The organism is Bradyrhizobium sp. STM 3562, from assembly GCF_045571435.1.
Lineage (GTDB): Bacteria > Pseudomonadota > Alphaproteobacteria > Rhizobiales > Xanthobacteraceae > Bradyrhizobium.
Genome location: NZ_CP120694.1, coordinates 3,170,600 through 3,193,503, shown reverse-complemented (window position 1 = coordinate 3,193,503; position 22,904 = coordinate 3,170,600). Strand labels below are relative to the sequence as shown.

22 protein-coding genes and 1 pseudogene are annotated in these 22,904 nt (G+C 61.8%); 14 read left to right on the top strand and 9 right to left on the bottom strand.

Going from position 1 to position 22,904, the window contains the following annotated elements:
- Positions 1-20 precede the first annotated feature (20 nt).
- Together P6U23_RS14670 and P6U23_RS14665 are read right to left on the bottom strand one after the other, a co-directional pair.
- Positions 21-968, bottom strand: a complete 948-nt coding sequence (locus tag P6U23_RS14670) for a Wadjet anti-phage system protein JetA family protein (RefSeq protein WP_407180435.1) — start codon at positions 966-968, stop codon at positions 21-23.
- A gap of 68 nt (positions 969-1,036) precedes the next feature.
- Positions 1,037-1,237, bottom strand: a complete 201-nt coding sequence (locus P6U23_RS14665) for a hypothetical protein (RefSeq protein WP_407180434.1) — start codon at positions 1,235-1,237, stop codon at positions 1,037-1,039.
- 502 nt (positions 1,238-1,739) lie between these two features.
- On the opposite strand from P6U23_RS14665, the gene P6U23_RS14660 reads away from it, so the two are divergent.
- From P6U23_RS14660 to P6U23_RS14625, 8 genes and pseudogenes are all read left to right on the top strand, one after another.
- Entirely contained in the window at positions 1,740-3,017 is a 1,278-nt protein-coding gene (locus P6U23_RS14660) for an exonuclease SbcCD subunit D (RefSeq protein WP_407180433.1), read from the top strand.
- Positions 3,017-3,559, top strand: a pseudogene (locus tag P6U23_RS14655) (AAA family ATPase); the annotation flags it as partial. The gene P6U23_RS14660 and the pseudogene P6U23_RS14655, both read left to right, overlap by 1 nt.
- A 2,895-nt stretch (positions 3,560-6,454) precedes the next feature.
- Positions 6,455-6,730 carry a hypothetical protein gene (locus tag P6U23_RS14650; RefSeq protein ID WP_407181462.1) on the top strand — a complete coding sequence of 92 codons (276 nt, stop codon included), beginning with the start codon at positions 6,455-6,457 and terminating at the stop codon, positions 6,728-6,730.
- 97 nt (positions 6,731-6,827) lie between these two features.
- A complete protein-coding gene (locus P6U23_RS14645) occupies positions 6,828-7,202 on the top strand; it encodes a hypothetical protein (protein WP_407180432.1) in 375 nt (124 codons plus the stop codon).
- A 14-nt stretch (positions 7,203-7,216) separates the two neighbouring features.
- Positions 7,217-7,654 (top strand): hypothetical protein, encoded by a 438-nt coding sequence (locus tag P6U23_RS14640; protein WP_407180431.1) that lies wholly within the window; start codon positions 7,217-7,219, stop codon positions 7,652-7,654.
- 11 nt (positions 7,655-7,665) lie between these two features.
- Positions 7,666-8,370, top strand: coding sequence for a hypothetical protein (locus tag P6U23_RS14635; RefSeq protein WP_407180430.1), 705 nt, complete (start codon positions 7,666-7,668; stop codon positions 8,368-8,370).
- Positions 8,370-9,086, top strand: coding sequence for an SOS response-associated peptidase (locus tag P6U23_RS14630; protein WP_407181461.1), 717 nt, complete (start codon positions 8,370-8,372; stop codon positions 9,084-9,086). Before P6U23_RS14635 ends, P6U23_RS14630 begins: the two co-directional genes overlap by 1 nt.
- A gap of 9 nt (positions 9,087-9,095) precedes the next feature.
- Entirely contained in the window at positions 9,096-10,040 is a 945-nt protein-coding gene (locus P6U23_RS14625) for a 5'-nucleotidase (protein ID WP_407180429.1), read from the top strand.
- 6 nt (positions 10,041-10,046) lie between these two features.
- Here P6U23_RS14625 and P6U23_RS14620 read toward each other — a convergent pair whose 3' ends face one another.
- Positions 10,047-10,994, bottom strand: a complete 948-nt coding sequence (locus tag P6U23_RS14620) for an IS630 family transposase (RefSeq protein ID WP_407176024.1) — start codon at positions 10,992-10,994, stop codon at positions 10,047-10,049.
- 209 nt (positions 10,995-11,203) lie between these two features.
- On the opposite strand from P6U23_RS14620, the gene P6U23_RS14615 reads away from it, so the two are divergent.
- Complete coding sequence (locus P6U23_RS14615; protein ID WP_407180428.1) at positions 11,204-11,473, top strand: hypothetical protein; 270 nt, start codon at positions 11,204-11,206, stop codon at positions 11,471-11,473.
- Here P6U23_RS14615 and P6U23_RS14610 read toward each other — a convergent pair.
- Positions 11,470-11,637 (bottom strand): hypothetical protein, encoded by a 168-nt coding sequence (locus P6U23_RS14610; RefSeq protein ID WP_407180427.1) that lies wholly within the window; start codon positions 11,635-11,637, stop codon positions 11,470-11,472. The two genes, P6U23_RS14615 and P6U23_RS14610, sit on opposite strands and share 4 nt — an antisense overlap.
- A gap of 84 nt (positions 11,638-11,721) precedes the next feature.
- Positions 11,722-12,648: a Ku protein gene (locus P6U23_RS14605; protein ID WP_407180426.1), complete on the bottom strand. Its 927-nt coding sequence runs from the start codon at positions 12,646-12,648 to the stop codon at positions 11,722-11,724.
- Positions 12,649-12,835: 187 nt separating this feature from the next.
- Between P6U23_RS14605 and P6U23_RS14600 the strand changes: the two genes are divergently transcribed.
- Entirely contained in the window at positions 12,836-13,765 is a 930-nt protein-coding gene (locus P6U23_RS14600) for a 3'-5' exonuclease (protein WP_407180425.1), read from the top strand.
- 6 nt (positions 13,766-13,771) lie between these two features.
- Here P6U23_RS14600 and P6U23_RS14595 read toward each other — a convergent pair whose 3' ends face one another.
- Positions 13,772-13,957 (bottom strand): DUF3606 domain-containing protein, encoded by a 186-nt coding sequence (locus P6U23_RS14595; protein ID WP_028133503.1) that lies wholly within the window; start codon positions 13,955-13,957, stop codon positions 13,772-13,774.
- A 116-nt stretch (positions 13,958-14,073) separates the two neighbouring features.
- Here P6U23_RS14595 and ligD point away from each other — a divergent pair, with 116 nt between their 5' ends.
- Positions 14,074-14,994 (top strand): non-homologous end-joining DNA ligase, encoded by a 921-nt coding sequence (ligD, locus tag P6U23_RS14590; RefSeq protein ID WP_407180424.1) that lies wholly within the window; start codon positions 14,074-14,076, stop codon positions 14,992-14,994.
- Between the two features lie 104 nt (positions 14,995-15,098).
- Positions 15,099-15,827 (top strand): hypothetical protein, encoded by a 729-nt coding sequence (locus P6U23_RS14585; RefSeq protein ID WP_407180423.1) that lies wholly within the window; start codon positions 15,099-15,101, stop codon positions 15,825-15,827.
- Between the two features lie 102 nt (positions 15,828-15,929).
- Here the strand turns inward: P6U23_RS14585 and P6U23_RS14580 are convergent, their stop codons facing one another.
- Positions 15,930-16,295: a response regulator gene (locus P6U23_RS14580; protein ID WP_407180422.1), complete on the bottom strand. Its 366-nt coding sequence runs from the start codon at positions 16,293-16,295 to the stop codon at positions 15,930-15,932.
- Positions 16,296-16,312: 17 nt separating this feature from the next.
- Complete coding sequence (locus P6U23_RS14575) at positions 16,313-17,302, bottom strand: sensor histidine kinase (RefSeq protein WP_407180421.1); 990 nt, start codon at positions 17,300-17,302, stop codon at positions 16,313-16,315.
- A 339-nt stretch (positions 17,303-17,641) separates the two neighbouring features.
- Here P6U23_RS14575 and P6U23_RS14570 point away from each other — a divergent pair, with 339 nt between their 5' ends.
- Positions 17,642-17,842, top strand: coding sequence for a hypothetical protein (locus P6U23_RS14570; protein ID WP_407181460.1), 201 nt, complete (start codon positions 17,642-17,644; stop codon positions 17,840-17,842).
- 397 nt (positions 17,843-18,239) lie between these two features.
- On the opposite strand, the gene P6U23_RS14565 is transcribed toward P6U23_RS14570, so the two are convergent.
- The gene (locus P6U23_RS14565) at positions 18,240-18,596 is read right to left on the bottom strand and encodes a hypothetical protein (RefSeq protein ID WP_407180420.1); all 357 of its coding nucleotides are present in this window, start codon (positions 18,594-18,596) and stop codon (positions 18,240-18,242) included.
- Between the two features lie 928 nt (positions 18,597-19,524).
- On the opposite strand from P6U23_RS14565, the gene P6U23_RS14560 reads away from it, so the two are divergent.
- Positions 19,525-22,890: a helicase-related protein gene (locus tag P6U23_RS14560; protein ID WP_407180419.1), complete on the top strand. Its 3,366-nt coding sequence runs from the start codon at positions 19,525-19,527 to the stop codon at positions 22,888-22,890.
- Positions 22,891-22,904 lie beyond the last annotated feature (14 nt).

The following is a 22,904-nucleotide window of genomic DNA, read 5'->3' as shown; positions in this document are numbered from 1 at the left end:
GATCTTCGAGAGCTGCTCGATCAGACGATCCGCTCGGCGGACCCTTCTCCCATAACGTCCATGTAGTGGACGGTGGTACGGATGCGGCGTTCGAGGCGATCCCGGAAGTCCTCGATCTTGTCCATGAACGGTCCGACGTCCTCGAACACGCTCTTGATCTTCTCGAGCTCGGCGATGACGCGTTCCTCGGCCGTGGCGATCGTGGCGCCGGCGGCCATGACACCCTGCTCGATGTAGGCGCGCGCGATCTTGCCGAGGCGATCGGCGTCCGCGAGCATATCGCCGGCCAGCGACGCGATCGTGCGGCGATGACGGTATGGATTGTTGGACGTCTTGAGTTGCTTGTAGTCTGCGATCAGCAGCCCGTCGACGAAGTCCTGGAAGAACGTGCGAAGGATGGCTGCCGCGTTCGGATTGCCGAGTATGCGGTCCTCGATCTCGCGCATGCCGGCGAGGATGCGGCGCATGCTGCGGGCGAACCGCAAGGCCGTGTCGTGCGCGTTGGCGAGACCTTGGGCCATGGTCTCGGGCTCGCGGAAGGCGGCTTCGAGGTTGTTTTTGACATCGACCACGGCGCCGGCGACTCGCACGCGGCTATTGCCGAAGTCGGTGATCGCGCCCAGCACCATGAACGCGTCGGGGTTCATATCGACATAGGTGCGCCATTTCTCGGTTTCTTCCGTGAGCCACCCGGTATCGCGCAGCCGATAGTAGGCAAGATGGTGAGCCTGGCTTGTGGTCTGGTCCTCGTCCGGATCGCCCTCGGAAAGGTCGCCCATCGACCCGATGCCAAAATCCGAGAGCCCGATCTCGATTTGCTTCACGACCTCTTCCCTGAGCGGCGTCTCGAGGATGCGGGCCGAGTAGACCCTTTCGTACAGGCGCATCAGAAGCCGGGCATAGACGTGCTTCTTCGGCCCCGACAAGGGCTTGAAAAGGGTCTCCGGAAGATAGCCAAACAGCTTCATCTATCGGTCCTTCAGCCGGCCGATTGAACCGTCCCGCCCGCGCAACCGCAAGAATAAACAGAGGAGTTTCAGGGCGTTCTCCTTGATTTCCTCCGCTTCAGAAACTCCCTCGCCGCCTGCTCCATGATGTCCCAGGCGGCCCGATGCTCATCGATGGCGACCTGCTTGATGTCGGCGATGACGTCCTTGTCCATCATGGCGATGAACGTGACCCGGTCGCCGATCGGGGTCCGTTTGCCTCGCTTCGGCGCCTTCCTTTTCCCGACCATCTAGCCATCCGCTGCGCGAAATGCTTCGCTAACCATACGGCCCCAGCGGCGTCGGCGCCAGCCTAGGTCGAGATCTTCTTATATAACAAGGCGATGGCTTCTTATATAAGAAGGAGGCGCTAAGCCCTTGACTCCAGCTGACCTTCCTGTTTTGAATGTTCTTGTTCAGTTCACGGTAGCGTTGAGGTCGGTCATGACGGGCGTCGCTCGGAATTGGAGCGTCGAGCTGAAGGCGGCTCTACCGGACTTCTTCGACCGACTGGCCGGCCGTCGATGCGCGCCGCATGCCTGCCGGAGTGCGGGGCGGGCTGGCAGGCCATCATCGACCGGTGCTGCGTCCGGATCGACGCGGCGCTGCGGGATCACGACCACTCCTATTTCGAGAAGATCGTCGAGCGACAGGCGCGCTCAGGTTCTACTGGGGCGGCAGGTTCTCCAAGAACGAACTGACGATTCCCACGTGCGGTAAACTTCACTGATTCGATAAAAAGCGAGCACCACGATGACCGCCTACCGCTTTGTCCATGCGGCCGACATTCATCTCGATTCACCTCTGCGCTCACTCGCTCTGCGCGATCCCGCGCTGGCCGAATTCATCGGCAACGCCAGCCGTCTGGTTTTCACGCGCATCATCGATCTGTGTCTCGAAGAAAAGGTGCAGGCGCTTCTGCTCGCCGGAGACCTTTACGACGGCGATCAGACATCGATGAAGACCGCGCGCTTTCTCGGCGAGCAACTTCGCCGTCTGGATGCTGCCGGTATCAAGGTCTTCGTCATCCGGGGCAACCACGATGCGCTCTCCAGGATCACGAAGGAGCTCATTCTTCCGGAAAACGTGCACCTGTTCGGCGGACGGGCCGAGGCGATCGAAATCGAGCGCGACCGCGGAGAACGGGCGATCGTGATGCACGGCCTCAGCTTCGCGAAACCGCAAGCGCCCGAAAGCCTTCTCGCCAAATACCGTCCGCCGGTCGATGGAGCCATCAACATCGGACTGATGCACACCAGCTTGGGCGGATCGCCACCTCACGACGTCTACGCCCCGTGCAGTACGAACGACCTCCTCAACTCCGGTTTCCGCTATTGGGCTCTCGGGCACATCCACAAGCGCTCGGCGACGGAAGGATCCTGCGCCATCGTGATGCCCGGAATCCCGCAGGGGCGGGACATCGGCGAAAGCGGTCCCAAATCCGTGACGTTGGCGAGCGTGCTAGACGACGGTTCGATCGTCCTCAACGAACGGATCGTCAGCCTGGCGCAATTCGAGCGCATCAGCATCGACCCTTCCGGAGCGGCATCGTGGCCCGATCTGGTAGCAAGGCTCGAGACGACGCTTGGCGACGCCGCGGCCCGATCCGCGTCCGACCATCTCGTCGCTCGGCTCGCGATTTCGGGAACGACACCCTTGGCTTGGAACATACGCCGCGATGCCGACCTATTGCGGACCGAGTCCGAAGCCCGCGCGGAGTCGATCGGCAACATATGGATCGAAAAGTTGGAAATCGACTGCCGGCGTCCTGTCCCCGTCGCGGCCGAAGATGCAGACCCAGTCGAAGACCTTCGAAGGATGATGAATGACGAGGTCGTCGGATCCGAAGGATTTCGCACAGAAGCCAACGATATCGTCAACAATTTGATCGCGCAGTTGCCTCCGGAATGCCGGCGCAACATCGTCCCGGACGGTAGCGGGCTCGGCCAGCTCGTCGAACGGTTGGCGGGCGAGGGAGCTGAGGAAATTCTGGCGCGGCTCGCGGCCGGCGACCCGGACGGAGCGCGCTGATGCGCATCCGGAAGCTAGGTCTGCGTCGATACGGCAAGTTTACGGACGCCTTCATCGATTTCGGGGAGCCAGCCGCCGGCAAGCCCGACATGCACATCGTCTATGGGCCCAACGAGGCCGGGAAATCGACGGCGATCTCGGCATGCACTGATATGATGTACGGCATCCCGCCGCAGAGCAGGTTCAACTTTCTTCACCCCTACGCGACTATGCGCATCGAAGCCGAGATCGAAATCTCGGGAAGGGTCCGCGGCTTCTCCCGGATCAAGCGTCCCAACAACAGCTTGCTGGACGAAGCCGGCAATGCCGTTCCCGACACCCTGTTTCTCGGCGAGCTCGGAGGCCTCGATCGCAACGCGTATCAGACGATGTTTTGCCTCGACGACGAGACCCTCGAGGCGGGCGGAGAGAGTATCCTGGCCAGCAAGGGCGATCTCGGTCATCTGCTGTTCTCGGCCACCGCCGGGCTCGCAGATCTGAGCGATCGATTAGGCTCCGCACAGGAGGAGACGGATGCCTTCTTCCGGCCGGGTAGACGATCGGGTTTACTTGCCGAGTTCAAGAAGACCCTGGCAGGCCTCAAGGAGGAACGGGAGCGGATAGACACGCTGGCAAGCGAATACGCTCGCCTGGTCATCGAGCGCGACGAGGCAGCCGCAGCCTATGCCGACGCTCTCTCCCAACGGGGCCGGACGCAGTCGCGGATCGACGAAGTGCAATGCCTCATCAACGCCATGCCGCGACTCCAGTCCTTTCGGGCCTTGCGCGCGGAGCTTCTTCCTCTCGCGCCGCTGCCCGAAGCGCCGGCGTCGTGGAGCCAGGATCTCCCCGCATTGATGATCCGGCAGACGAGACTGGCGGCGCAGACACAATCGGTCGCGGAAACCATCGCAGATCTGCGGAAGGAACTCGAAGGTCTCGTCGTGAACGCTTCGGCTTGCGGGCTGAAAAGCCGCATCGAATTGCTGACGGATTTGCGGGCGCGGTACATCACGGCCGAGAAGGATCTTCCGGAACGCCGCCTCAGCTTGGGGCTTGCCGAGCAAACGATCGCGCGTATTCTGGCGCTCGTCGATCACGGCTCCGAGCAGAACCCCGCGCGACTCGTCCTGCCGGCCGCCGTGACGGGTTCTCTCCGCGATTTGATGGAGCAACGATCGGGCGTCGATGCAGCCTTGGCTTCGGCCGAGGCCGAGCTCGCGAAGGCCGCCGACGCCCTTTCGGAGGCCGAGGCGACGGTTGGCGAACAAGGCGCCGGACTGGACGACGCGACCACGGCGACATTGACGGCGATCATCGCGAGCGCCCGCCAGGCCGACGACGCGGCTCGGCTGCGCGCGGCGGATCGCGTTCGCGCAGAGCGTGCCGACGAACTCGAGGATTGCCTCATCGAACTGCTTCCCTGGACCGGAGATAGGAACGAGCTCCTTTCTGTCCCCGTGCCGACGCCGGACAGGCTTCGCCAATGGATATCAACCGAAGCGGATGTTTCCCGCGAAATCGCCGTTCGGCAGGGCGAGTTCGACCGCCTCGATGCTGAGGTAAAGCGCCTCGAAGCGAAGATCGAGGTCCTACGCTCCGTCGCGGGCGTGATCAGCGACCGAGAAGCGGGAGATGCCAGGTCCGCGCGCGAAGCCGCTTGGGCGGTGCACAAGACGACGCTTGACGCAGCGACGGCGACCGACTTCGAGACCGCGATGCGGAAGCTCGATCTGATCACGGAGCAGCGGGCAAGTCAGGCCGCCGGCATTGCGGATCTGAACCATGCGCTTCTTGATATGGCCGAGGCCGGAGCATCTATGGAGCAGGCGCGACGGCGATTGGACGAGAGCCTCGGGAGACGCGCGACGTTCGTCGGCGAGATCGGGGAATCCGTCCGCGCCATCGGCAATGGGCTTGAAGATGCCATCGGTCTTGCCGGGCTGAATCTGTGGATGCAGAAGCGCGACCGGGCGATCGACGCGCAAGGAAAGCTGACCGCCGCCGAACGGGAATGGCGGCGCACGCAGGATGATGCGGCCGGTTCGCGCGAGCGGATCGCGGAGGCTATCCGTGCGGCAGGTGTCGAGATCTCGCGCAGCGACGACACTGCCGCGGTGCTGGCGGCAGGCCAAGCCGCTTTGGACCGTGCTGCCGGCGCCAGGAACTTGCGTATGATCGCCGAAGCGCGAGCTCGCGATCTGAAGGCTCGCGAGAGAATTCTCGAGCAGGCCAGATTGGCAGAGCGATCATGGAACACGGCATGGCGAGAGGCTTGCATGGCGTGTTGGCTCGGCGAACGCGGGAGTCAACCCTCGATGGCCGTCGTGCGAGAAACATTGGAAGCGCTCATCGACCTGGGGGCGGCGCTTGAGAAGAAAGCCGAATTGACCGATCGAATCTCGAAGATGGAGCGCGATCAAACCCGATTTCGTGCCGAGGTGGAGGATCTTGCGAATCTGATCTGCCTGCCTCCGAACCCTCCGGACGTTCTCGGGCGCTGCGAGGCCGTCGTTGACTGCGTCGCCTCCGCGACGAAGACGCTCGATCGTCGACTCGAAATCGAAGCGCGGCTCGCGGCGGAGCAGGACAAAGCCCGATCGGCCGCAGACGAATTGGCGGAGGTGCAGAGCCGGGCGAGCGTCATGATGAACCACTTCGGAACGGATTCCTTAGCAGAAGTCGACGGTCGTCTGCGGTCGCTCGCTCGCAGGTCGGATATCGAGACCCGCCTGAGTCAGGCGCGCGAGGAGATACTCAAAGGATTGAAGGTCGAGACGATCGAGCAGGCCGAGGATGCGCTCGACGCTGTGGAACGAGGCTCGCTGGAAGCCGAACTGATCGAATTGAAGGCACGGTTTGAGGACGAGGATAACCGAAGCCGCGAACTTTTCGCGTCACGCAACAGGGCGGAAGACAGGATCGCCGCTGTCGGAGGCGATGCCGCGGTCGCGGTCCTTGAATCGAAGCGGCGCACGGTCTTGATGACGATGGAAGACCGGGCCATCGAGTATCTCAAATTGAAGCTCGGAATAGCGGCAGCCGATCGGGCGCTTCGAGCCTACCGCGACCGTCATCGAAGCTCGATGATGGCTCGAGCGTCGCAGGCATTCGCGCTGATAAGTCGGGGCGCCTATTCCAAACTCCTAACGCAGCCCTCGAACGGCAGCGAGCTTCTGATCGCGAAGGGAGTCGACGGCAGCTCCAAGATCGCTTCCGAGCTGTCGAAGGGGACGCGGTTTCAGCTCTACTTGGCGCTGCGGGTCGCCGGCTATCATGAGTTCGCCCGAACCCGCGCTCCAGCGCCGTTCCTTGCAGACGACATCATGGAGACATTCGACGATTTTCGGGCGGAAGAGGCGTTCCGTTTGCTGGCCGCGATGGCCAGCAAAGGCCAGATAGTTTACTTCACTCATCACCGCCACCTCTGTGAGATCGCGAAGGCCGTCGAGCCCTCGATAAAAATCCATACGTTGAAGGCGGAGCCAACCCGGGGATGGGCTCTCTCGATCTTGAAGGAAGTTGGCGCGATCCGGGAATGCGAGGAGCACGGCTGGATGCAGGATCGCGCCGATCCCCATGCCAGGGATCGTGCCTTGGAGATCGCACGTCGCGAGCCACTCGTCGGGCTTTCAGATCGAGCGGCCGTGGCTCTCATAAGAGATGTTCTCGACGAGCTTGGCGACACGTGCCCCGAATGCACACAGGAGCAAGGTGGCAAGCTGGCATCCTGACTAGGACCACTTTCGAGTTCCATCATCCAAGCGGACTCGACATTTGTTCTCTTTATGTTCTAATTCAGTGATGTCCGACCGACCCGCGAGCTGGCGCATGCCGACACCCAAGCAGATGGAAAAGATGGCCGCTCTCGTCGGCAGAAACGTGCCGACGAAGCCCGGATTGGCCCCGGACGCGGATCTGCCGGCGGAATACTGGCAGGCGCTCCTCGACGACCCGCGCACCGAGGCTAGGTCTGGCCTCTCCGCACGCGCGCTGCGGCTGGACGAAATTCCTCAGCATTTACTGAGGGTGAGTTGCCGCCGCTGCGGGCGGACCATCGAGATCCAAAAGGCCGATGCTGTCCGGCTGTACGGGCAGGTCGCGATCTGGCGGGATGTCGGCCACCGCCTGCTGGACAACACGTGCACAATCCGGACAGGTCGCCATGAGGAAGACGGCTGCTGGCCGTCGTACGACGTGCCGTAGCCGGTCGGGACGGAATGGCGCCCAAGCACCACCCGACGCCGTTCTCCGGAGGAGACCGCAAGGCGCTCGCCAAGGAGCTCGGCCGCGCGCGAGCAATGACGACGATCCTCACGGCGCAGTCCGCCGACGCTCGGGCCAAAGGTGAGGCTCTGATCCGGACCGCGGATAAGCTGCTCTGCGAATCGTTCAACGAGCGCCTCTGGGCGGACGGCGGGCCGATTGAGCCGTCGCCGACCATCGACCAAGCGGTGAACGGCGGCTATCCGTGGCTCGGGATCGAGTGCTCGCGCTGCAGGACCAAGCGGGACGTTGACTTGGCCGTGCTGCGCCACCCGCCGACCACGTTCGTTCACGACCTGGCCAGTCGGCTCCTCTGCAGCAAGTGCGCCAAGGCCAATCGCCGGCCGGCGGCGACGCTCCTGCAACTGGCAACACGACCGCGCAACACCTAACTGAACCAAGCATGCTTAAGGTCAATGGCACCGAGGCAGCCGGACTGACGCCGGCCGAAGCCGACCAAATTGCGACATCGGTGGAACGGGACTTGGACCTGCTTCGGGCCTTCTGCCGACGCGTCGACAGACTTGAGCAGTCCGGCTTCAGCAAGCGATTTGAGGCTGATGTTCCCAACGTGATCGCAAAAATGAGCGAGCCTTCGTTTCAGCGCGAAGAGGGGCCGCGTTTCTCGATCGTGGCCCGCATAGAGTCCTGGGTCGAAGACTTCAGTCAGGACGAAATCGACGCATTTGTACTGAGTTATCGCCTCTTCACGCAGGACAACGACCGCCTTTCCATCCGCAACCTAAGCAAAGTCTTCGCGAAGGACTGGATGCATCCGCGCGCACGCGAATGTTTCGAAGACGCAAGAGCTCAGTTGAACGGGCATCTCGATAGCGCCTCGACGATCGCTTTTCCCGAAGGGCACATATCGGTGCGCGCACTAGTCGACACGATCATCTACGGCGGACTGGCTCACAGCAACGCGGAGAAGTCCAAGATCTTCGATTCGTGGGAGCACTCCGGCATCATGGGTTTTATCTGGGCCGAGTTCATGGCCTACGCTCGCGAGGTGGTGGACACATTGAAATACATGCGCGGGCTGATTCTCGATCTTATCGCTTCGATCGAAGAACATGGCATGACAGTCTCCGCCGCAGAGGGCGAATGATGTGTAATCTGTACTCCATCACCACCAACCAGGCCGCCATCAGCGCGCTGTTTCGCGTCGTCAACCAGTACGTCGGCAACCTCGCACCGATGCCCGGCGTCTTTCCCGACTACAAGGCGCCGATCGTGCGAGACAGCGGCGCGGGTCGGGAGCTCGCCACCGCCCGATGGGGCATGCCGTCCTCGTCCAAGGCGTTGATGGACGCAACGAAGAAGCGCGCCGATAAACTGCGATCAAAGGGCAAAACGATTGACTTCAACCAACTGCTTCGCATGGAGCCGGACGGCGGTACGACCAACATCCGCAACGTCAAGAGCAAACACTGGACGCGCTGGCTCGGCGTCGAGAATAGATGCGTGGTGCCGTTCAACTCGTTCAGCGAATTCAACAAGGCCGAAGGCGGCGACATCTGGTTTGCCCTCGACGAGAGCCGGCCCCTCCTGTGCTTCGCCGGCATTTGGACCAATTGGACGTCGGTCCGCAAAGTCAAGGAAGGCGAGACCACCAACGATCTCTATGCGTTCCTGACGACGGATCCTAACGCAGAGGTCGGCGCCATCCACCCGAAGGCGATGCCGGTGATCCTGACGACGCCCGAAGAGGTCGAGACTTGGATGACCGCTCCGGCCGACGAGGCGCTGCGGCTGCAGCGGCCGCTTCCGGACGGAGCGCTGCGGATCGTCGCCCGCGGCGTCAAAGAAGACACCTTCGGCTAGAAGGCCTCCATGACAGACATACGCGACACCCTGAGGTCCCAGCCGCTGCGGATAGGCATTTCGACACGCGCGCTCTTCAATCTCGAAGAGGAGCACGCGGTGTTCGAGAACGAGGGGGTGGCGGCCTACTCCGCACTGCAGCTCGAGAGGGAGGATACCCTCATCGGAAAGGGACCGGGATTCGAGGTCGTGGAGAGGCTGCTGCGGTTGAACGAGCCCGACCAAAAGCCGTACGTCGAGGTGTTTCTTCTCTCGCGGAATTCACCCGACCTCTCCCTCCGGGCGTTCAATTCGATCGACCGGTATGGTCTCGGAATCAAGGCCGGCAGCTTCACCAGCGGGCGGTCGCTCGGCCCCTTCATCTCCGCCTGGGAACTGGACCTCTTTCTCTCCAACGAGATCGTCGACGTGAGGGCGGCTATCGAGGCAGGCGCCGCCGCAGCGAAACTCGGCATTGCACCCGACGTTCGTCCGGAGGATCCCGGCGACGAAGTTCGCATCGCGTTCGACGGTGATGCCGTCGTCTTCAGTGCCGAATCCGATGAAGTCTTCAAACTTCAAGGTCTGCAGGCTTTCCTGAAGCACGAACGGGAGAACGCGAAAACGCCGATGTCCGGCGGTCCATTTGGCAAATTCCTGAGGAAGCTCTCGATCCTCCGGCAAATCTTCATGAATGAACGCGGGGTCAGCAGAGTGCGGATCGCCATCGTCACCGCACGAAATGCCCCCGCCCACGCGCGCGTGGTGCACACGTTACGCGATTGGGGGACGCCAGCCGACGAAGCGCATTTCGTGGGCGTGCGTCCCAAGGGCCCGATACTGAAGGCGCTGGGCGCCCATATCTTCTTTGACGACCAGGAAAAGCACGTCCTCGGCGCATCCCAAGTGGTTGCCTCCGGCCACGTTCCCGGCCCGCACGATCCGGACGAGCCGATAATCCCAGCGGGGCTCTAGAGCGTTTCACGATTTGGCGGAAGCGTAACCTGCGTTGGCGAAATAGTTGCTGCATTCGCGGGGCTGGATAGTTGTGACGAGGTCGCCGATGCAACGCCAAGTGTCTTCGATGGTGCGCTTCTGGGCGATGCGCATCCAATGCTTGATCTTGGCAAAGGCCTGCTCGATCGGATTGAGATCTGGTGAGTAAGGCGGCAGGTACCAGAGCCTGGCGCCGGCGCCGCGGATGATGCGGCGCAGAGCGGCCGACTTATGGCTGCCGAGATTGTCCATGATGACGATGTCGCCGGGCTTGAGAACGGGAACGAGTTGCTGTTCGACATAAGCTCGGAAGCACTCGCCGTTGATCGGCCCGTCGAAGACGCAAGGGGCCGTGAGACCATTGCAGCGCAGAGCGCCGAGAAAAGTCAGCGTTCGCCAGTGGCCGTGCGGGGCAAAACCTCGCACCCGCTCGCCCTTCGGTCCCCATCCGCGCAGCGGGGCCATGCTGGTTTTGATCCAGGTCTCGTCGATGAAAACCAGGCGCTGGGGATCCAAGCTGGCCTGCCATGACCGCCAGCGTCGCCGCCGACGCGCAACGTCAGCGCGGCCTTGCTCGAGGGCGAACAGCGTTTTTTTGAATCGCAGTCCTTCGCGCCGCAGGAATGTCCAGACCGCATTGTGCGAGACCTTGACCCCGCGCGCGGCGAGTTCGTCCTTCAGCTTGTGCAGCGTCAGATGCGGCGTCTGTCGGATCCGCTCTTTGATGAAAGCGCGGTGTGGTTCCAGCACCGGCTTGCGATGCCCGCCCATTTTGCCCGGGCTCACCGAGCCGGTCGCCCGATGGCGCTGCGACCACTTCACCACCGACGACACTGCAACACCAAACCGTGCCGCTACCGTACGGCAGCTCTCGCCAGCTGCCACCGCCGCCACCACTCGCTCTCGCAGATCATTGGAAAGAGGTCGGCTCATCAGATGCTGGCCCCCAGCCCAGCCAGCATCTTGAATCACAAACCAACCCTCAGGGGAATCCCTCCCGATTCAGCCTAGCCATGAATTGCTCTAGAGCCGCGGAACAAGTGGACAAACTCTAGCCCTGACGATTGCGAATCCCTGACCCGTGCTAACCGCCCGGAACGAGCTGGCGGGCGGAAGGATTCGTCCAGGCAGGAGCGAATTCGATGCTGATGACGAAGGAACGACGGCCGGCGATCCGGACGCTGCGGGGCTGGGGGATATCGGTGCTGCAGGAAGCCGGCGCCATCCGCGAATGTGAGGAGCACGGGTGGATGCAGGACAGGGCCGATCCGCATGCGCGCGATCGCGCCTTCGATATCGCCCGCCGGAATCCGCCGCCGGGCATTTCGCCGGAAGCCGGCGTGGCCGAGGTTCGCGATGTCCTGGATTCGATCGGCGACACCTGCCCCGAGTGTCCCTCTGAGGCCGACTAGGCCGTCTCTTCTCGCGGCTCGCGGCCGAACGGGACCCGCAGACGAGTGAGTTCGATCCACGCCAATGCGGCGTTGATCCATCTCTGTCGTTCGGCTCCATCGGCGTCGGCGGCGAGCTTCATCGCCGCGACCGCCTCGCGCTCGGGGTCGTACTCGACGTTCATGGACTGAAATATAATCGCGGATCGTAAACGATCACGCCTCGATGCGACCGTAGGAATCCGGGGACCGGCCACTACCGCAAACTCTCACGCCGACTTCCGCTGCGGCTTGGCGGCCGGCTTTTTCGCCGCCGCCTCCTTCGGCTGCTTCTTGCCCTCGATCGGCATCAACATTTCCTTCTGGCCGGCCGCCGCCTTTCGCGGCTTCTTGGCGGGCTTTGAGGCCTTCGCGTGCGCGGCCTCCTTGCCGACGGATCGGCGCAGAGCCTCCATCAGATCGACGACGTTGGTGGATGCTGGGCGCTCCTTCGGCGTGATCACCTTGCCTGCACGCTTCTGATTGATGAGGTCGATCAGCGCGGTTTCGTAGTGGTCATCGAACTTCTCAGGCTCGAACCGCCCCGCCTTCTGGTTCACGATGTGCCTGGCGAGGTCGAGCATGTCCTTGGTCAGCTTCACGTCCTGGATGTCTTCGAAATATTCCTGCTCGCTACGCACCTCATACGGATAGCGCAGCAGCGTACCCACCAGCCCCTTGTCCATCGGTTCGAGCGCGATGATGTGCTCCCGGTTGGTCAGCACGACGCGCCCGATCGCGACCTTGTTCATCTCGCGGATGGTCTCGCGGATCACGGCGAAAGCGTCCTGGCCGACCTTGCCGTCCGGACGCAGATAGTAGGGGCGGATGAGGTAGCGCGGGTCGATGTCGGCCCTATCGACGAACTCGTCGATCTCGATGGTCCGCGTGGACTCCAGCGCGATCTCCTCGAGCTCCTCCTTGGAGACCTCGATGTACTGGCCTTTGTCGAGTTCGTAGCCCTTGACGATATCCTCGTTCGGCACCTCGTCGCCGGTGTCGGCGTCGACCTTCAGGTACTTGATGCGGTGGCCGGTCTGCCGGTTGAGCTGATTGAACGAGATCTTCTCGCTCTCGGAGGTGGCCGGATATAGCGCCACAGGGCAGGTGACGAGGGAGAGACGCAGGAAGCCTTTCCAGTTGGCGCGGGGGGCCATGAACGCGGTACTCCGAAGGCACAGTGCTGGATTCAAGACGAATGGAGCCTGCCGGTTCCGACATGCTCCTGGCCCGCCACCCGGAAAATTGACAATCTGCCCGCAGCGCCCCGGGCACGTCCGAAAACGTCGTGAATCGCTTGTTTTCTAGGTACCTCGTAGAGCTTTTGGGCGGTATTGTGGGCCCATGGACGCGCTGACCCAGCCCCTCAGAGACGGGCATACTCTGGACCCGGCGGACTTGGCGGCAATGGCCGACGCGTTGGCTCAGTCGGCCGATTACAGGGTCCTTCGACGCCTGTTCCCCCGGTCTCCTTACACCCCGGAGGCCGGGCAGGAGGTCCGGACGGGCATTCTTCTCGACACCGAGACGACCGGCCTCGATTGCGCCAAGGACGAGATCATCGAGCTCGGGATGGTCAAATTTGACTACGCGGCCGACGGGCGGATACTCGGCGTCAGAGACACGTTCTCCGCCTTCAACGAACCGAGTGTGCCGATCTCCGCGGAAGTGACGGCACTCACCGGCATTACCAACGAAATGGTCACGGGACACAAATTCGACGATGCCGCCGTCACAGCCTTCGTCGAAAGCGCAGTCATCACGATCGCGCACAACAGTGGCTTCGACAGAAAATTTGCCGAACGCTACTGGCCCGTGTTCGAGCACAAGGCCTGGGGCTGCAGCATGAGCGAGATCGACTGGCGCAAACATGGCTTCGCGGGCTCGCAGCTCGGCTATCTCCTAAACGGAGCCGGCTACTTCCACCAGGCGCACCGGGCCGTCGACGACTGCCACGCTCTGTTGGAGATCCTCGACTTCGTACTCCCGACGACCGGCGCGCCGGCGCTCGCACTCCTGCTCGAGACCGCCCGCAAGCCGACCCTGCGCGTTTGGGCGGAGCAGACCGCTTTTGAGCTCAAGGACTCGCTGAAGAGGCGCGGCTACCGCTGGAACGACGGCAGCGACGGCAGGCCGAAGTCCTGGTTCAGAGACGTCGACGAGACCGCGCTCGACGATGAGATCGCGTTTCTGCGGACCGAGATCTACATGCAGGACGTCGAGCCAACCGTGCAGAGGCTGACCGCATTCACACGGTTCTCCGGCCGGATCTGAGGCGGCCTAGCGGCCGAGACGCTTCTCGACGCGCTTGCGGGAATTGCCGACTTTCTTGACGGCCTTCTTCACCGCCGAGGCCGAGCGGCCGGTCTTCTTCGCCTCGTAGCGGACTTCGTAGTCCTGTCCCTTGGCGACGCGTGCCCGGTCCTGCTTGCGTCCACGCGCGGTCTTCTTCTTCGCTGCCGCCATCGGCTCCTCCTCTTGCGAACTGATGACGGGGCAACGCCGCAAGGATTCGCGGGTTCCGGAAACGAATTCTGCCGTCCCGGCTTGAGTCCACCGGTTGTTGCGTTGGAGTTCGTTGCGTGGCGTTTCAGCGGCGTAAACCGGCGGCGGTCGGCGTGAAGGCGCCGTTCCCGGGCTTCGTAGAACCGGCTTTGGCATCGTCGATCGAGAAGGTGCCGTCCGGAGCGCGATGGATTCACGAAATCAAGTTCGACGGCTACCGCGTCCAGGTCCATCTGGCGAACGAAGCCGTGAAGGTCTTCACCCGCCGCGGTCACGACTGGACCAACCGCTTCAAGAAGGTCGCCGACGACGCCTGGCACATCAAGGCCGGCTCGGCGATCGTGGACGGCGAGATCGTGGTCCCCGCCGCGGACGGCACCACGGACTTCTCGGTCCTTCAGAACGAACTGAAAGGCAGGTCGACCAGCATCGTTCTGGTCGCCTTCGATCTCCTGTACCTGAACGGCCGCGACCTCCGGAAGCTGCCGCTCTTCCAGCGCAAGACCGAACTGAAGAAGATCATCCACGGCACCGAGGTTCAATTCAGCGAAAGCTTCGAGATAGAGGGCCGCGAGATGTTCGCGCACGCCTGCAAGATCGGGCTGGAGGGCGTGGTCTCGAAGGTACGCGACAGCGCGTACGCCAGTGGCCGCGGCAACAACTGGGTGAAGAAGACATGCGCGCAGCGCGAGACGCTGACGATCGCCGGCTTCGCGCTCGACGAAGGCAAGTGGGACGGCATCTATCTCGGTAGGCGAAAGGGGGACGACCTGGCCTACGCCGGCAAGGTCGACCACGGCTTCGATAAGGTCTCCGCAGCCGACCTGCAAAGGCGACTGAAACCACTCATCCGGAAGACGCAGCCGTACGCGAAGCGGGTCGCCCACAAGGGCATCTGGGTCGAGCCGAAGCTGCTCGCCGAGGTCGAATATCGGGCCAAGTCGGCGGAAGGAAAGGTCAGGCACCCGTTTTTCAAAGGGCTGCGCGAAGACATGTGAGGGACATGAGGGAGCGTTCCGATCAATCCTTCGAGATGCGACCTCTGGCCGGCCACCATCGCCGGTTGTTAGGATGTCGAGTGCACGAACCAGGGAGGCCGCGCATGAACTCCGACCGCCAGTATGCCGTGACGTCACTGCTCTTCGACTACGTGAAAAGCCCATCCCTGCGGCATCTCCGCGATCCCCACAGCGTGCACAAGCTTGCGCGGGAAATCGTGAATGCGATCGATCGGGCGAGCTCGATCTGGAGCAAATGGGAAGGTGAGCGGCAGGAGCTGGCGAAGGCTGCCGCTCCGTGTTGGATACCGATCGAAGACCTGCGCGTCACTCTCAACAATTTGCCCGGCCCGCCGCTCACCAAAACGGACGTAGAACAGCGTCTGCGCGCGATCTGGGAGGAGCCCTACGCAAGCTATCCCAACGAAGGCCTCAAGGACGGTTGCCTGGCGCTGTATCTCGCCGAAAAGGCGCAAGGCACCGAGATGCGCGCAATCATCGGAATGCTTCAGGAGCATCTGGAGCGTGAGGACGAAAGGCTCCGGCGAGAGCAGGAGGAGAGGTATCGCAAGCTGAAAGAAGAGGAGCGAGTAAAGCTGGAGCAGCGCTTTCTCTCCGGAGCCGATTGTGGCTGGACGCCGGTCGGCGGATCCGGGGCTCTCTACTGCCGTCGCAACGGCCGGTCCTTCCGCATCGTGCAAGGCAAGGATAAGCGCTGGACCCTCTATCGAATAAAAACGATCGAAGACAAAGGCGAATTGCTTGGCCTCTATCAGGGCCGTGGCGACGCGAACAAGGCACTGAGTACGATCGCCTACGCCAACGAGCGGTAAGCTCCGACCGATGGGAACGGTCTGATTTGGCTCCGACGTCAATGATCGTTGAGGCCCGATTGGAAGGAACCGGCATTGCCGATGCAGCACCGGAGTTCCGGTTTACGCCCCATCTAGAGCGTCACGAAGACTCTTGAGGAGAAATTCGGACCTCCAAGATTTTCCGACGTTGACGGCATCCCGCAGAACCGGCTGCGCCTGGAGATCGGCAGCAACGTAGCCGCTGGCGAGAATGAAGGGCACGGACATCGACCGGAGCGTCTCGGCAACCGGGGTGACCCATTTTCCCGCCAAGTTGACGTCGAGAATGGCGGCGTCGGGCCACTCGACCTTCAAGACCCCTAAAGCGCCATCTATGTCCGGGACTGGGCCGATCACGCGATATCCGGCGGCCCTCAGCTCGGTGTCGAGCTCCAGTGCAATGAGGTACTCGTCTTCGACAACCAATATTCGGGGAACGTCGTCCACGATGTGCCCCCCGGTCTTCAAAACTCCACAGGCGCTGCGATGTGAACGCGTAAACCGGCGGGCTCGTACTTCAGTTCCACGGAGCCCCTTAAGCCCTGCACCGCGCTGAGATCGATCAGCCTGCAGCCGAAGCCGGAGCGTGTCGGCGGAGTGACCGGAGGGCCGTTTTCCTCGCGCCAATCGATGTGAAGGATGGCTTTGCCCTCCTCCTCCGACGTGCGCCAACCCAAGTGTATCAGACCTCCGGGCTTGGAGAGCGCACCGTATTTCCAAGCGTTGGTGACCAGTTCATGCAAGATGAGGCTCATCGGCACGATCTGTCGTTGGCTAAGGCGAACGGCCGGTCCGGCGATCACCCGGTAGCGGTCCGGGCCCGCAGCCTTCAACGACTGCTCCACCAAGGCACTCAGATCGGCCTCGGCGCTGCCGGCCAGCGCGAGGGTCTCGGCTTCGGTCACAGCTTGGAGCCGGCCCAGGAATGCGTCCCGGTAATCCTTGGCTGACCGGCCTTCCACATCGCCCTGATTGGCAAGCGAGCGAATGATCCCGAGGAGATTCTTCATCCTGTGCCGCGTCTCGGCGAGGAGAATGTCTTTTTGGGCTTCGCTGTGGCGTCTATCGGTCACGTCCTCAAACAGGATCAGGACGCTGGTGCTGTTGTTATCTGGGTGAACCAAACGACGGGCGCTGACCAGCATCGTTCGCGGACCAATGGTCGGAAAATTGGCTGCCACTTCGTAGCCGACCACAGCCGTAGACCGCGGAATGATCTCGCCGACGAGGCGCCTGAGTTCAGGTATGTCCCATTGACCGTCGCCGAGTTCGAAAAGGCTGCGCCCAACCGTGTCGTCCCGTCCAACCCTGAAGGTTTCGTAGAACCCGCGGTTGGCCGTCAGGACAGATCCGCCCTGGTCAAGCACAAGGAGGGGTTCCTCGAGGGTGTCGACGATCCCTTGCGCCTGAACGTGCTCGCTGCGCAGGAGACGGTACAAGTCTTCGAGATTCATCGGGCCTCTCGCCTCGGACGGTTTCCCACTAGGCTAATATGGGGCCAGACCGTTCACAAAGGAAAATGGGCTGGTTGGCCGTCCGCGCGACACCGTCCAGGCGGCCCGATGCTTTCGCTCGCCGGCCAAATTGAACGTAGTGCCGCCGAATCCTTGGTTTGAGCCGATTACGCCCTTTGAGCCATTCCTGAAGAGTTCCGCCAGAGGCGCGAAAGATAGTCCTTGCTCGGCGGCTGCGGACAGGCGCACGCTGTGGCCATCACAGCCCGGACCTTGGCTGCTATCTGTGATGAGAACGCCGGTAGCGCTCCCGCCCTCATCGAACAAGGGAGCAGCGCCATGACGAAGCGGCGTCGTTTCAAACAGACTCGATCTTTGGAAGAGCGCCTAGCCGAAGAGGCTCAGCGTTTGCGCGAGGAAGCGCGCCTGCTTCCGCACGGGCCCCTACGGGAGCAGGTCATCCGGAAGGCGCGGCAATGTGAGACCGGCTCGCACATGAGCGACTGGCTGCGATCGCCGGGATTGAAGCCGCCCGAGTGAGCCGCTCCAGCTAGAAACTGCTGCAGCCGGTGCTAGTTGACCCCTCATGGCAGAGTCGTTCGGCAGAGAGTTTACCATCGTCGAGGTGACCTCGGACTCGGGCTCAACGACGGAAATATGGCTCGCTCTCGCCAAGCCGAGCCAGGCTGTAACCCTTGTCCTTGCGGCCGTACCGGAAGGCTGGACAGCACACGTTTTGCCAAGCGTTCTGTCTGAAAAGCAGCAAAAAATGTTCGAGGAAGTACACCTTCAACCCGGCGAGGTTTACAGGCTTTCGACTGAGTAAGGCGGCTCGATTGACGCGACCTGGCCTCAGCCGAGGCCCATGAGTGATCACGCGAAGGCGCCGGCCGCCTTTATCCGCTCTTCGGCTGTAGCATAGGGGAGCCTGATCCCGTCATTCCGACGGACCGCGCTTCTTCAGAAACTCGTCCACTGCCTGCAGCAGCAGAACATGCATCTTGGTCCTCTCTCGATGCGCGATCTCTCGCAGCGAGTCGTACGTCGCCGGCTCCAGATAGAGCGACATCTGGCGCGCTCGTTCCTTCAGCGTGCCCATGGCACGCGGCGGCGGGTCCGGCGCCGTGGCCTCCGCAGGATTGGCCGACACCCGCCAGCGCGATTGCCGCTCAGCCCGGGCGGCGCCGGGCGCCGGCACCGGACCGTCGAGGGCACCACGATCGGACGCGAGACCGGGCGCAAGCGCCGGCGCGTCCGAAACGAGGTCTTCAAGAAGGTTCTTCCGTGTCGCCACCTCGCCGCTCCTCGTCCAAGCCTCGACCCGATCCTATGATCCTATGATCCTGTGATCCGGTGATCGTGTGATCCCGTGATCGAGTGATCCTGCAATCACAGGAAATATGGACTGCGAAGCTTAAGAAACGCTGTTGTGCGGACGGATCCGCTCCTCCCGGCCTGGCGCCGATCCGGCGCGTTCGAGACGTCTCCGGTCGGCCCGAAATCGGCCGAGATTGACGCCCCGAATCGCCGAACGGGTGGTACACGGCGGTGGTCACAAATCACGGCCGGCCTTTACAGGAATCCTTATTTGTCGGCGGATTTTGCGCAGTCGATGCGAAGGGGAAGGGATTCCCACTCTCTCCGCCATCGCATCTAGATCGCGCTGCGCGATCTCGCGCCCGTGGTCGCCACGGCCGAGGACTCGAAGGCGCAGCCGCGCTCGGCCAACGTCAATCGATTTTCGATCAGGGCATTGGCGCGGCCGGAGGCGAAGGGTTCTACCCTCAAGGTTCTCGAGAGGCTCGCAGCCGCCGGCAGCCGAGCTACCCGCAAAAGTTGCCGACGGGCGCCAAACCGGGCATGCTACTGCAATTAGAACAACCAAATTCCGGGCTGTCGAGGAATGGCGGCATCGTCATCCGAATTTCAAACGAAAATTTTGCGGCGCAGCGTCTTTCCGGACGAATACAAACTGTATCGAGCGGCCCTCGAATGGGACCTGACCGACCCCATCGTCATCGAGACACGCAAGGACCTCAAATCCGAAAAGCGGTGGCAAGACCACCTAAAACCCTATCATCATCAGGTCACTAACCTCATCACCTTTTGCAGGCGCCTCCCGGTGACGCTGCTCGCCGACGACGTAGGCCTGGGCAAAACTATAAGCGCCGGCCTGATTGCCAGCGAACTTATCGCGCGAGCGAGGGTCCAAGATCCTTATCGTGTGTCCGAAACTGCTTGGACCGCAATGGCAGGCGGAATTACAGGCAAAATTCGACGTCCCTGCTCAAATCGCCACCGGCAGAGAGCTGATAGCCGCCGAACCGGACGATGTTGGCGCGGTGATAACGACCTATGCTTCGGCACGTCTGCATCTCGAAAAAATCCCCGAAGATCGTTTTCAGATGCTGATGCTCGACGAGGCGCACAAACTGCGCAACCTCTACGGCGTCGATCCACCGCCGCAAGTCGCATTGCGCTTCAAGGAGGCTCTTGAAAAGAGGCGCTTTCGCTACGTACTGATGCTAACCGCCACCCCGATCCAGAACCGGTTGTGGGATCTCTATTCTCTCGTCGACCTCCTTACGGTCGCGCGAGGTCACCAGAACCCATTCGGAAGCGAGGGCATGTTCGCCCGCAAGTTCATCGCCGACAAGCGCGACACGGCTCGTCAGCTCAAGGCTGAAGCCCGCGAGCAATTTCGCTCAATCGTGTACGGCTACATGTCACGGGTGCGGCGCGGGGACGCCAAACTGTATTTTCCAGATCGGTTCGTCCAGCTTCACCGCGTGGACCCGACGCCTGCCGAGCTTGAACTTATCCGGGTCATCAGCAAACCGATTCAAAAGCTCAATAGGCTGGCTCAAATTGGAATCCTGCAAGCGCTCACCAGCAGTCCTCATGCGGTGATGGCCCAGCTTACCAACATGGCGCGAAATGGAACCGTGCCACAGGAGCTCGCTGCGGCCGTCTGCAGCATCGTCGCAGGCATGAGCACTAGCGCGAAGCTAAACGGACTCGGCACACTGATCGACCAATTAATGCGTCAAAACCCGGAGCGGTGGCGCATGGTGGTGTTTACCGGTCGGCTTGAGACGCAGACGACAATTCAGGCGTTCCTAGAAGCGCGGGGCCTCAAGGTTGGAATCATCAACGGCAATTCAGGACAGCGCAATCAGGACACTATAGCTCGTTTCTGGAAGACTCCGCCCGCCTGCCACGTGATCGTCTCGACCGAAGCAGGCTCAGAGGGCGTGAACTTGCAGGTCGCCAACGTACTGGTGAATTTCGACCTGCCTTGGAACCCGATGATTGTCGAACAGCGGATCGGCCGAATTCAGCGGCTCGCGTCCGAACATGCGAGCGTCAGCATCCTCAACATCACGCTCAGAGGGACATTCGAGGAGTATATCGTCGGCCGATTGATGGAAAAGCTGCAGATGGCAGCACATGCGATAGGCGATATCGAATCGCTGCTCGAGCCTTCGGGTGTGGACGACGAGAATGGGGAAGATTTCGAGGACAGGATTCTTCGACTAGTGCTGGCGGCGCTTGCCGGTAAGGACGTCGAGAAGGCCACCAGACAGGCAGAACAGAGCATAGTCGACGCGAAAGCCAAGCTGGAAGCGGAAGAGGCCAACATCAACGACATGCTCGGCAGCATGGACGGCGCGGAGTACGTCGGACCGCGAGCTCCCAAGCTTCCTCCGATCATGCGCTCGATGGAGCCGCGGGACTTCGCGGTCGCGGCTCTCGAGAGCCTTGGAGCAACCGTGACGCCCAAGGAAGACGGAATTTATCTGTCGGAGGACGATACCGGCCGCGAATGGATTTGTTTCGACGAACGTGCCCCAAATAGTCGGGCCACCCTGTACGCACCCGGATCGGCCGCGTTTTCGCGATTGGTAAGCCGGATGATCGCTACCGGCGTGCACAAAGTTGAGGACAACGACGAGAACCCCGCTGGCCAGGCCGATGAAATCTGCCGCCGCTGGGTCGACAGCTTCGACGCGTCACCCATCACGACCAAGGTGGAAGGGGTGCGGCGCTGTTTCGAAGGAAAGGCGCTCATCCGAGTGCGTGCGACCGTTGCTCACGACAGCTACGAGCGTCTGGTCGAAGTGGAATGTCGACCCGGCGAACACAAAGCTCATGCAGTCCGGTCCGGACTTTACAAGTTGGCCGACACGATTGAGAACGCCCAGCATCTCGGAATCGATACCGAACGGCTGGCCGATGCAGCCGGGCGTGATCAAGGCATCAGCGAGTTCTGCCGTTTCTACCTCGAACGGCGCGTTCAGGAAACGGTTGCCGCCGGCGATGACGCCCGAAGGCGCAAGAAGATGGAGGACGACTTCACGCCCCGCCTTGGACTGACGGTCGTCGCTTTGGAAGGCGGTATTCATCGCGAGGTGACCACGGAGGTGCAATACAAATTCGACACTGGTCCGGCATATGAGAGCCGACTGACCGTAGTCCCGCGGACGGGTGATTGTCTTTCGGCCCCCGAACTTGGTCGCTGCGACAGAAGCGGCACGGTCGCGCCGAAGGAATGCTTTAGTCGTTGTGTCATGACTGGAGTGAACGTCTTGCGACATCTCCTCGTCACATCGGAGGTCAGCGGCCGAATGGCTCTTCCGGATCACGCGCTGCGCTGCAGTCTCACAGGCAAACTCGTCTTGAGCGATGAAGCAGAAGTATCCGCAGTCAGCGGAAATCCCGTTGCGAGTTTGGCTCTGGAGACGTGCAGCCTCACCGGAAAACGGGCAGAACCCCAGCACTTCGGTCGATGCGAGTTCACTTCCCTGGAGGTTCTAAAGAGCGAGTTGGCCGTCAGCGATATTTCTGGCAAGCCCTATCGTCGCGACCAGCAACTAAGGTCAGTCGTATCGGAGCAGACGGGCCACAAGGACGAGTTCCTTCTTTGTCATGAGACCCGGCAACCGATAACAAAGCAAGAGGCAGAGCAGTGCGACGTCAGCGGGAAATTCGTGCGGCCTGGCGTGCTCGAGCGGTGCGGCGCAACAGGAAAGGCCGTCTTACCGTCCGAGCTGGAGCGCTGCGCGGTCACGGATATTCGAGTGTTGAAAGGGCTGCTTGTTCCCAGCAGCGTTTCTGGCGCTCGCATCCAGCATCAACTAGCCATCCGCTCGGTTGCGGGCAAATACTGCGCTCCAGCCGAAGCCAGAGTCTGCATGTGGACTGGACGCAGATCGCACCCGGATGATCTTAGGGTCTGCAGCCTCACGGGAATTTCTTTCCATGCCGAGTTCGCCGCGCCCGGCGGCAATTCCTATCTGCAGCCGCTCGGTGATTTACTGCATGGCGTGCGCCGTGCGACCGACGCGTCAGATCGTTGGGACGCGATTGCCCTAAGGGCATCCGATGCCCTGCGCGGAAGCCGCTGTCGTGTGGAATTCGCCCTCACCTCGCCGGATAAGCGGCATTTGGCGGTTTGCACGGAGGTTCGCACCCTACTGGGCTTTAGAGTTCAACAAGCTGGCTTGCTGTACTCGATGGATGACAGAACCATCGTGGGTCGCTTGGCACTGGGCAAGCGCACACCGAAAGGATGGGCACCAGGCTAGGCTCTCGACGAAGA

Bases quoted from the DNA above. Each gene is read 5' to 3' on its own strand.
- P6U23_RS14570 (WP_407181460.1), top strand. From the start codon at position 17,642: ATGACGAAGCGGCGTCGTTTCAAACAGACTCGATCTTTGGAAGAGCGC.
- P6U23_RS14585 (WP_407180423.1), top strand. From the start codon at position 15,099: ATGAACTCCGACCGCCAGTATGCCGTGACGTCACTGCTCTTCGACTAC.
- P6U23_RS14660 (WP_407180433.1), top strand. From the start codon at position 1,740: ATGACCGCCTACCGCTTTGTCCATGCGGCCGACATTCATCTCGATTCA.
- P6U23_RS14665 (WP_407180434.1), bottom strand. From the start codon at position 1,237: ATGGTCGGGAAAAGGAAGGCGCCGAAGCGAGGCAAACGGACCCCGATC.
- P6U23_RS14620 (WP_407176024.1), bottom strand. From the start codon at position 10,994: ATGAGCCGACCTCTTTCCAATGATCTGCGAGAGCGAGTGGTGGCGGCG.
- P6U23_RS14630 (WP_407181461.1), top strand. From the start codon at position 8,370: ATGTGTAATCTGTACTCCATCACCACCAACCAGGCCGCCATCAGCGCG.
- P6U23_RS14640 (WP_407180431.1), top strand. From the start codon at position 7,217: ATGGCGCCCAAGCACCACCCGACGCCGTTCTCCGGAGGAGACCGCAAG.
- P6U23_RS14645 (WP_407180432.1), top strand. From the start codon at position 6,828: ATGCCGACACCCAAGCAGATGGAAAAGATGGCCGCTCTCGTCGGCAGA.
- P6U23_RS14600 (WP_407180425.1), top strand. From the start codon at position 12,836: ATGGACGCGCTGACCCAGCCCCTCAGAGACGGGCATACTCTGGACCCG.
- P6U23_RS14670 (WP_407180435.1), bottom strand. From the start codon at position 968: ATGAAGCTGTTTGGCTATCTTCCGGAGACCCTTTTCAAGCCCTTGTCG.
- P6U23_RS14610 (WP_407180427.1), bottom strand. From the start codon at position 11,637: ATGAACGTCGAGTACGACCCCGAGCGCGAGGCGGTCGCGGCGATGAAG.
- P6U23_RS14625 (WP_407180429.1), top strand. From the start codon at position 9,096: ATGACAGACATACGCGACACCCTGAGGTCCCAGCCGCTGCGGATAGGC.
- P6U23_RS14615 (WP_407180428.1), top strand. From the start codon at position 11,204: ATGCTGATGACGAAGGAACGACGGCCGGCGATCCGGACGCTGCGGGGC.
- P6U23_RS14595 (WP_028133503.1), bottom strand. From the start codon at position 13,957: ATGGCGGCAGCGAAGAAGAAGACCGCGCGTGGACGCAAGCAGGACCGG.
- P6U23_RS14635 (WP_407180430.1), top strand. From the start codon at position 7,666: ATGCTTAAGGTCAATGGCACCGAGGCAGCCGGACTGACGCCGGCCGAA.
- P6U23_RS14605 (WP_407180426.1), bottom strand. From the start codon at position 12,648: ATGGCCCCCCGCGCCAACTGGAAAGGCTTCCTGCGTCTCTCCCTCGTC.
- P6U23_RS14575 (WP_407180421.1), bottom strand. From the start codon at position 17,302: ATGAATCTCGAAGACTTGTACCGTCTCCTGCGCAGCGAGCACGTTCAG.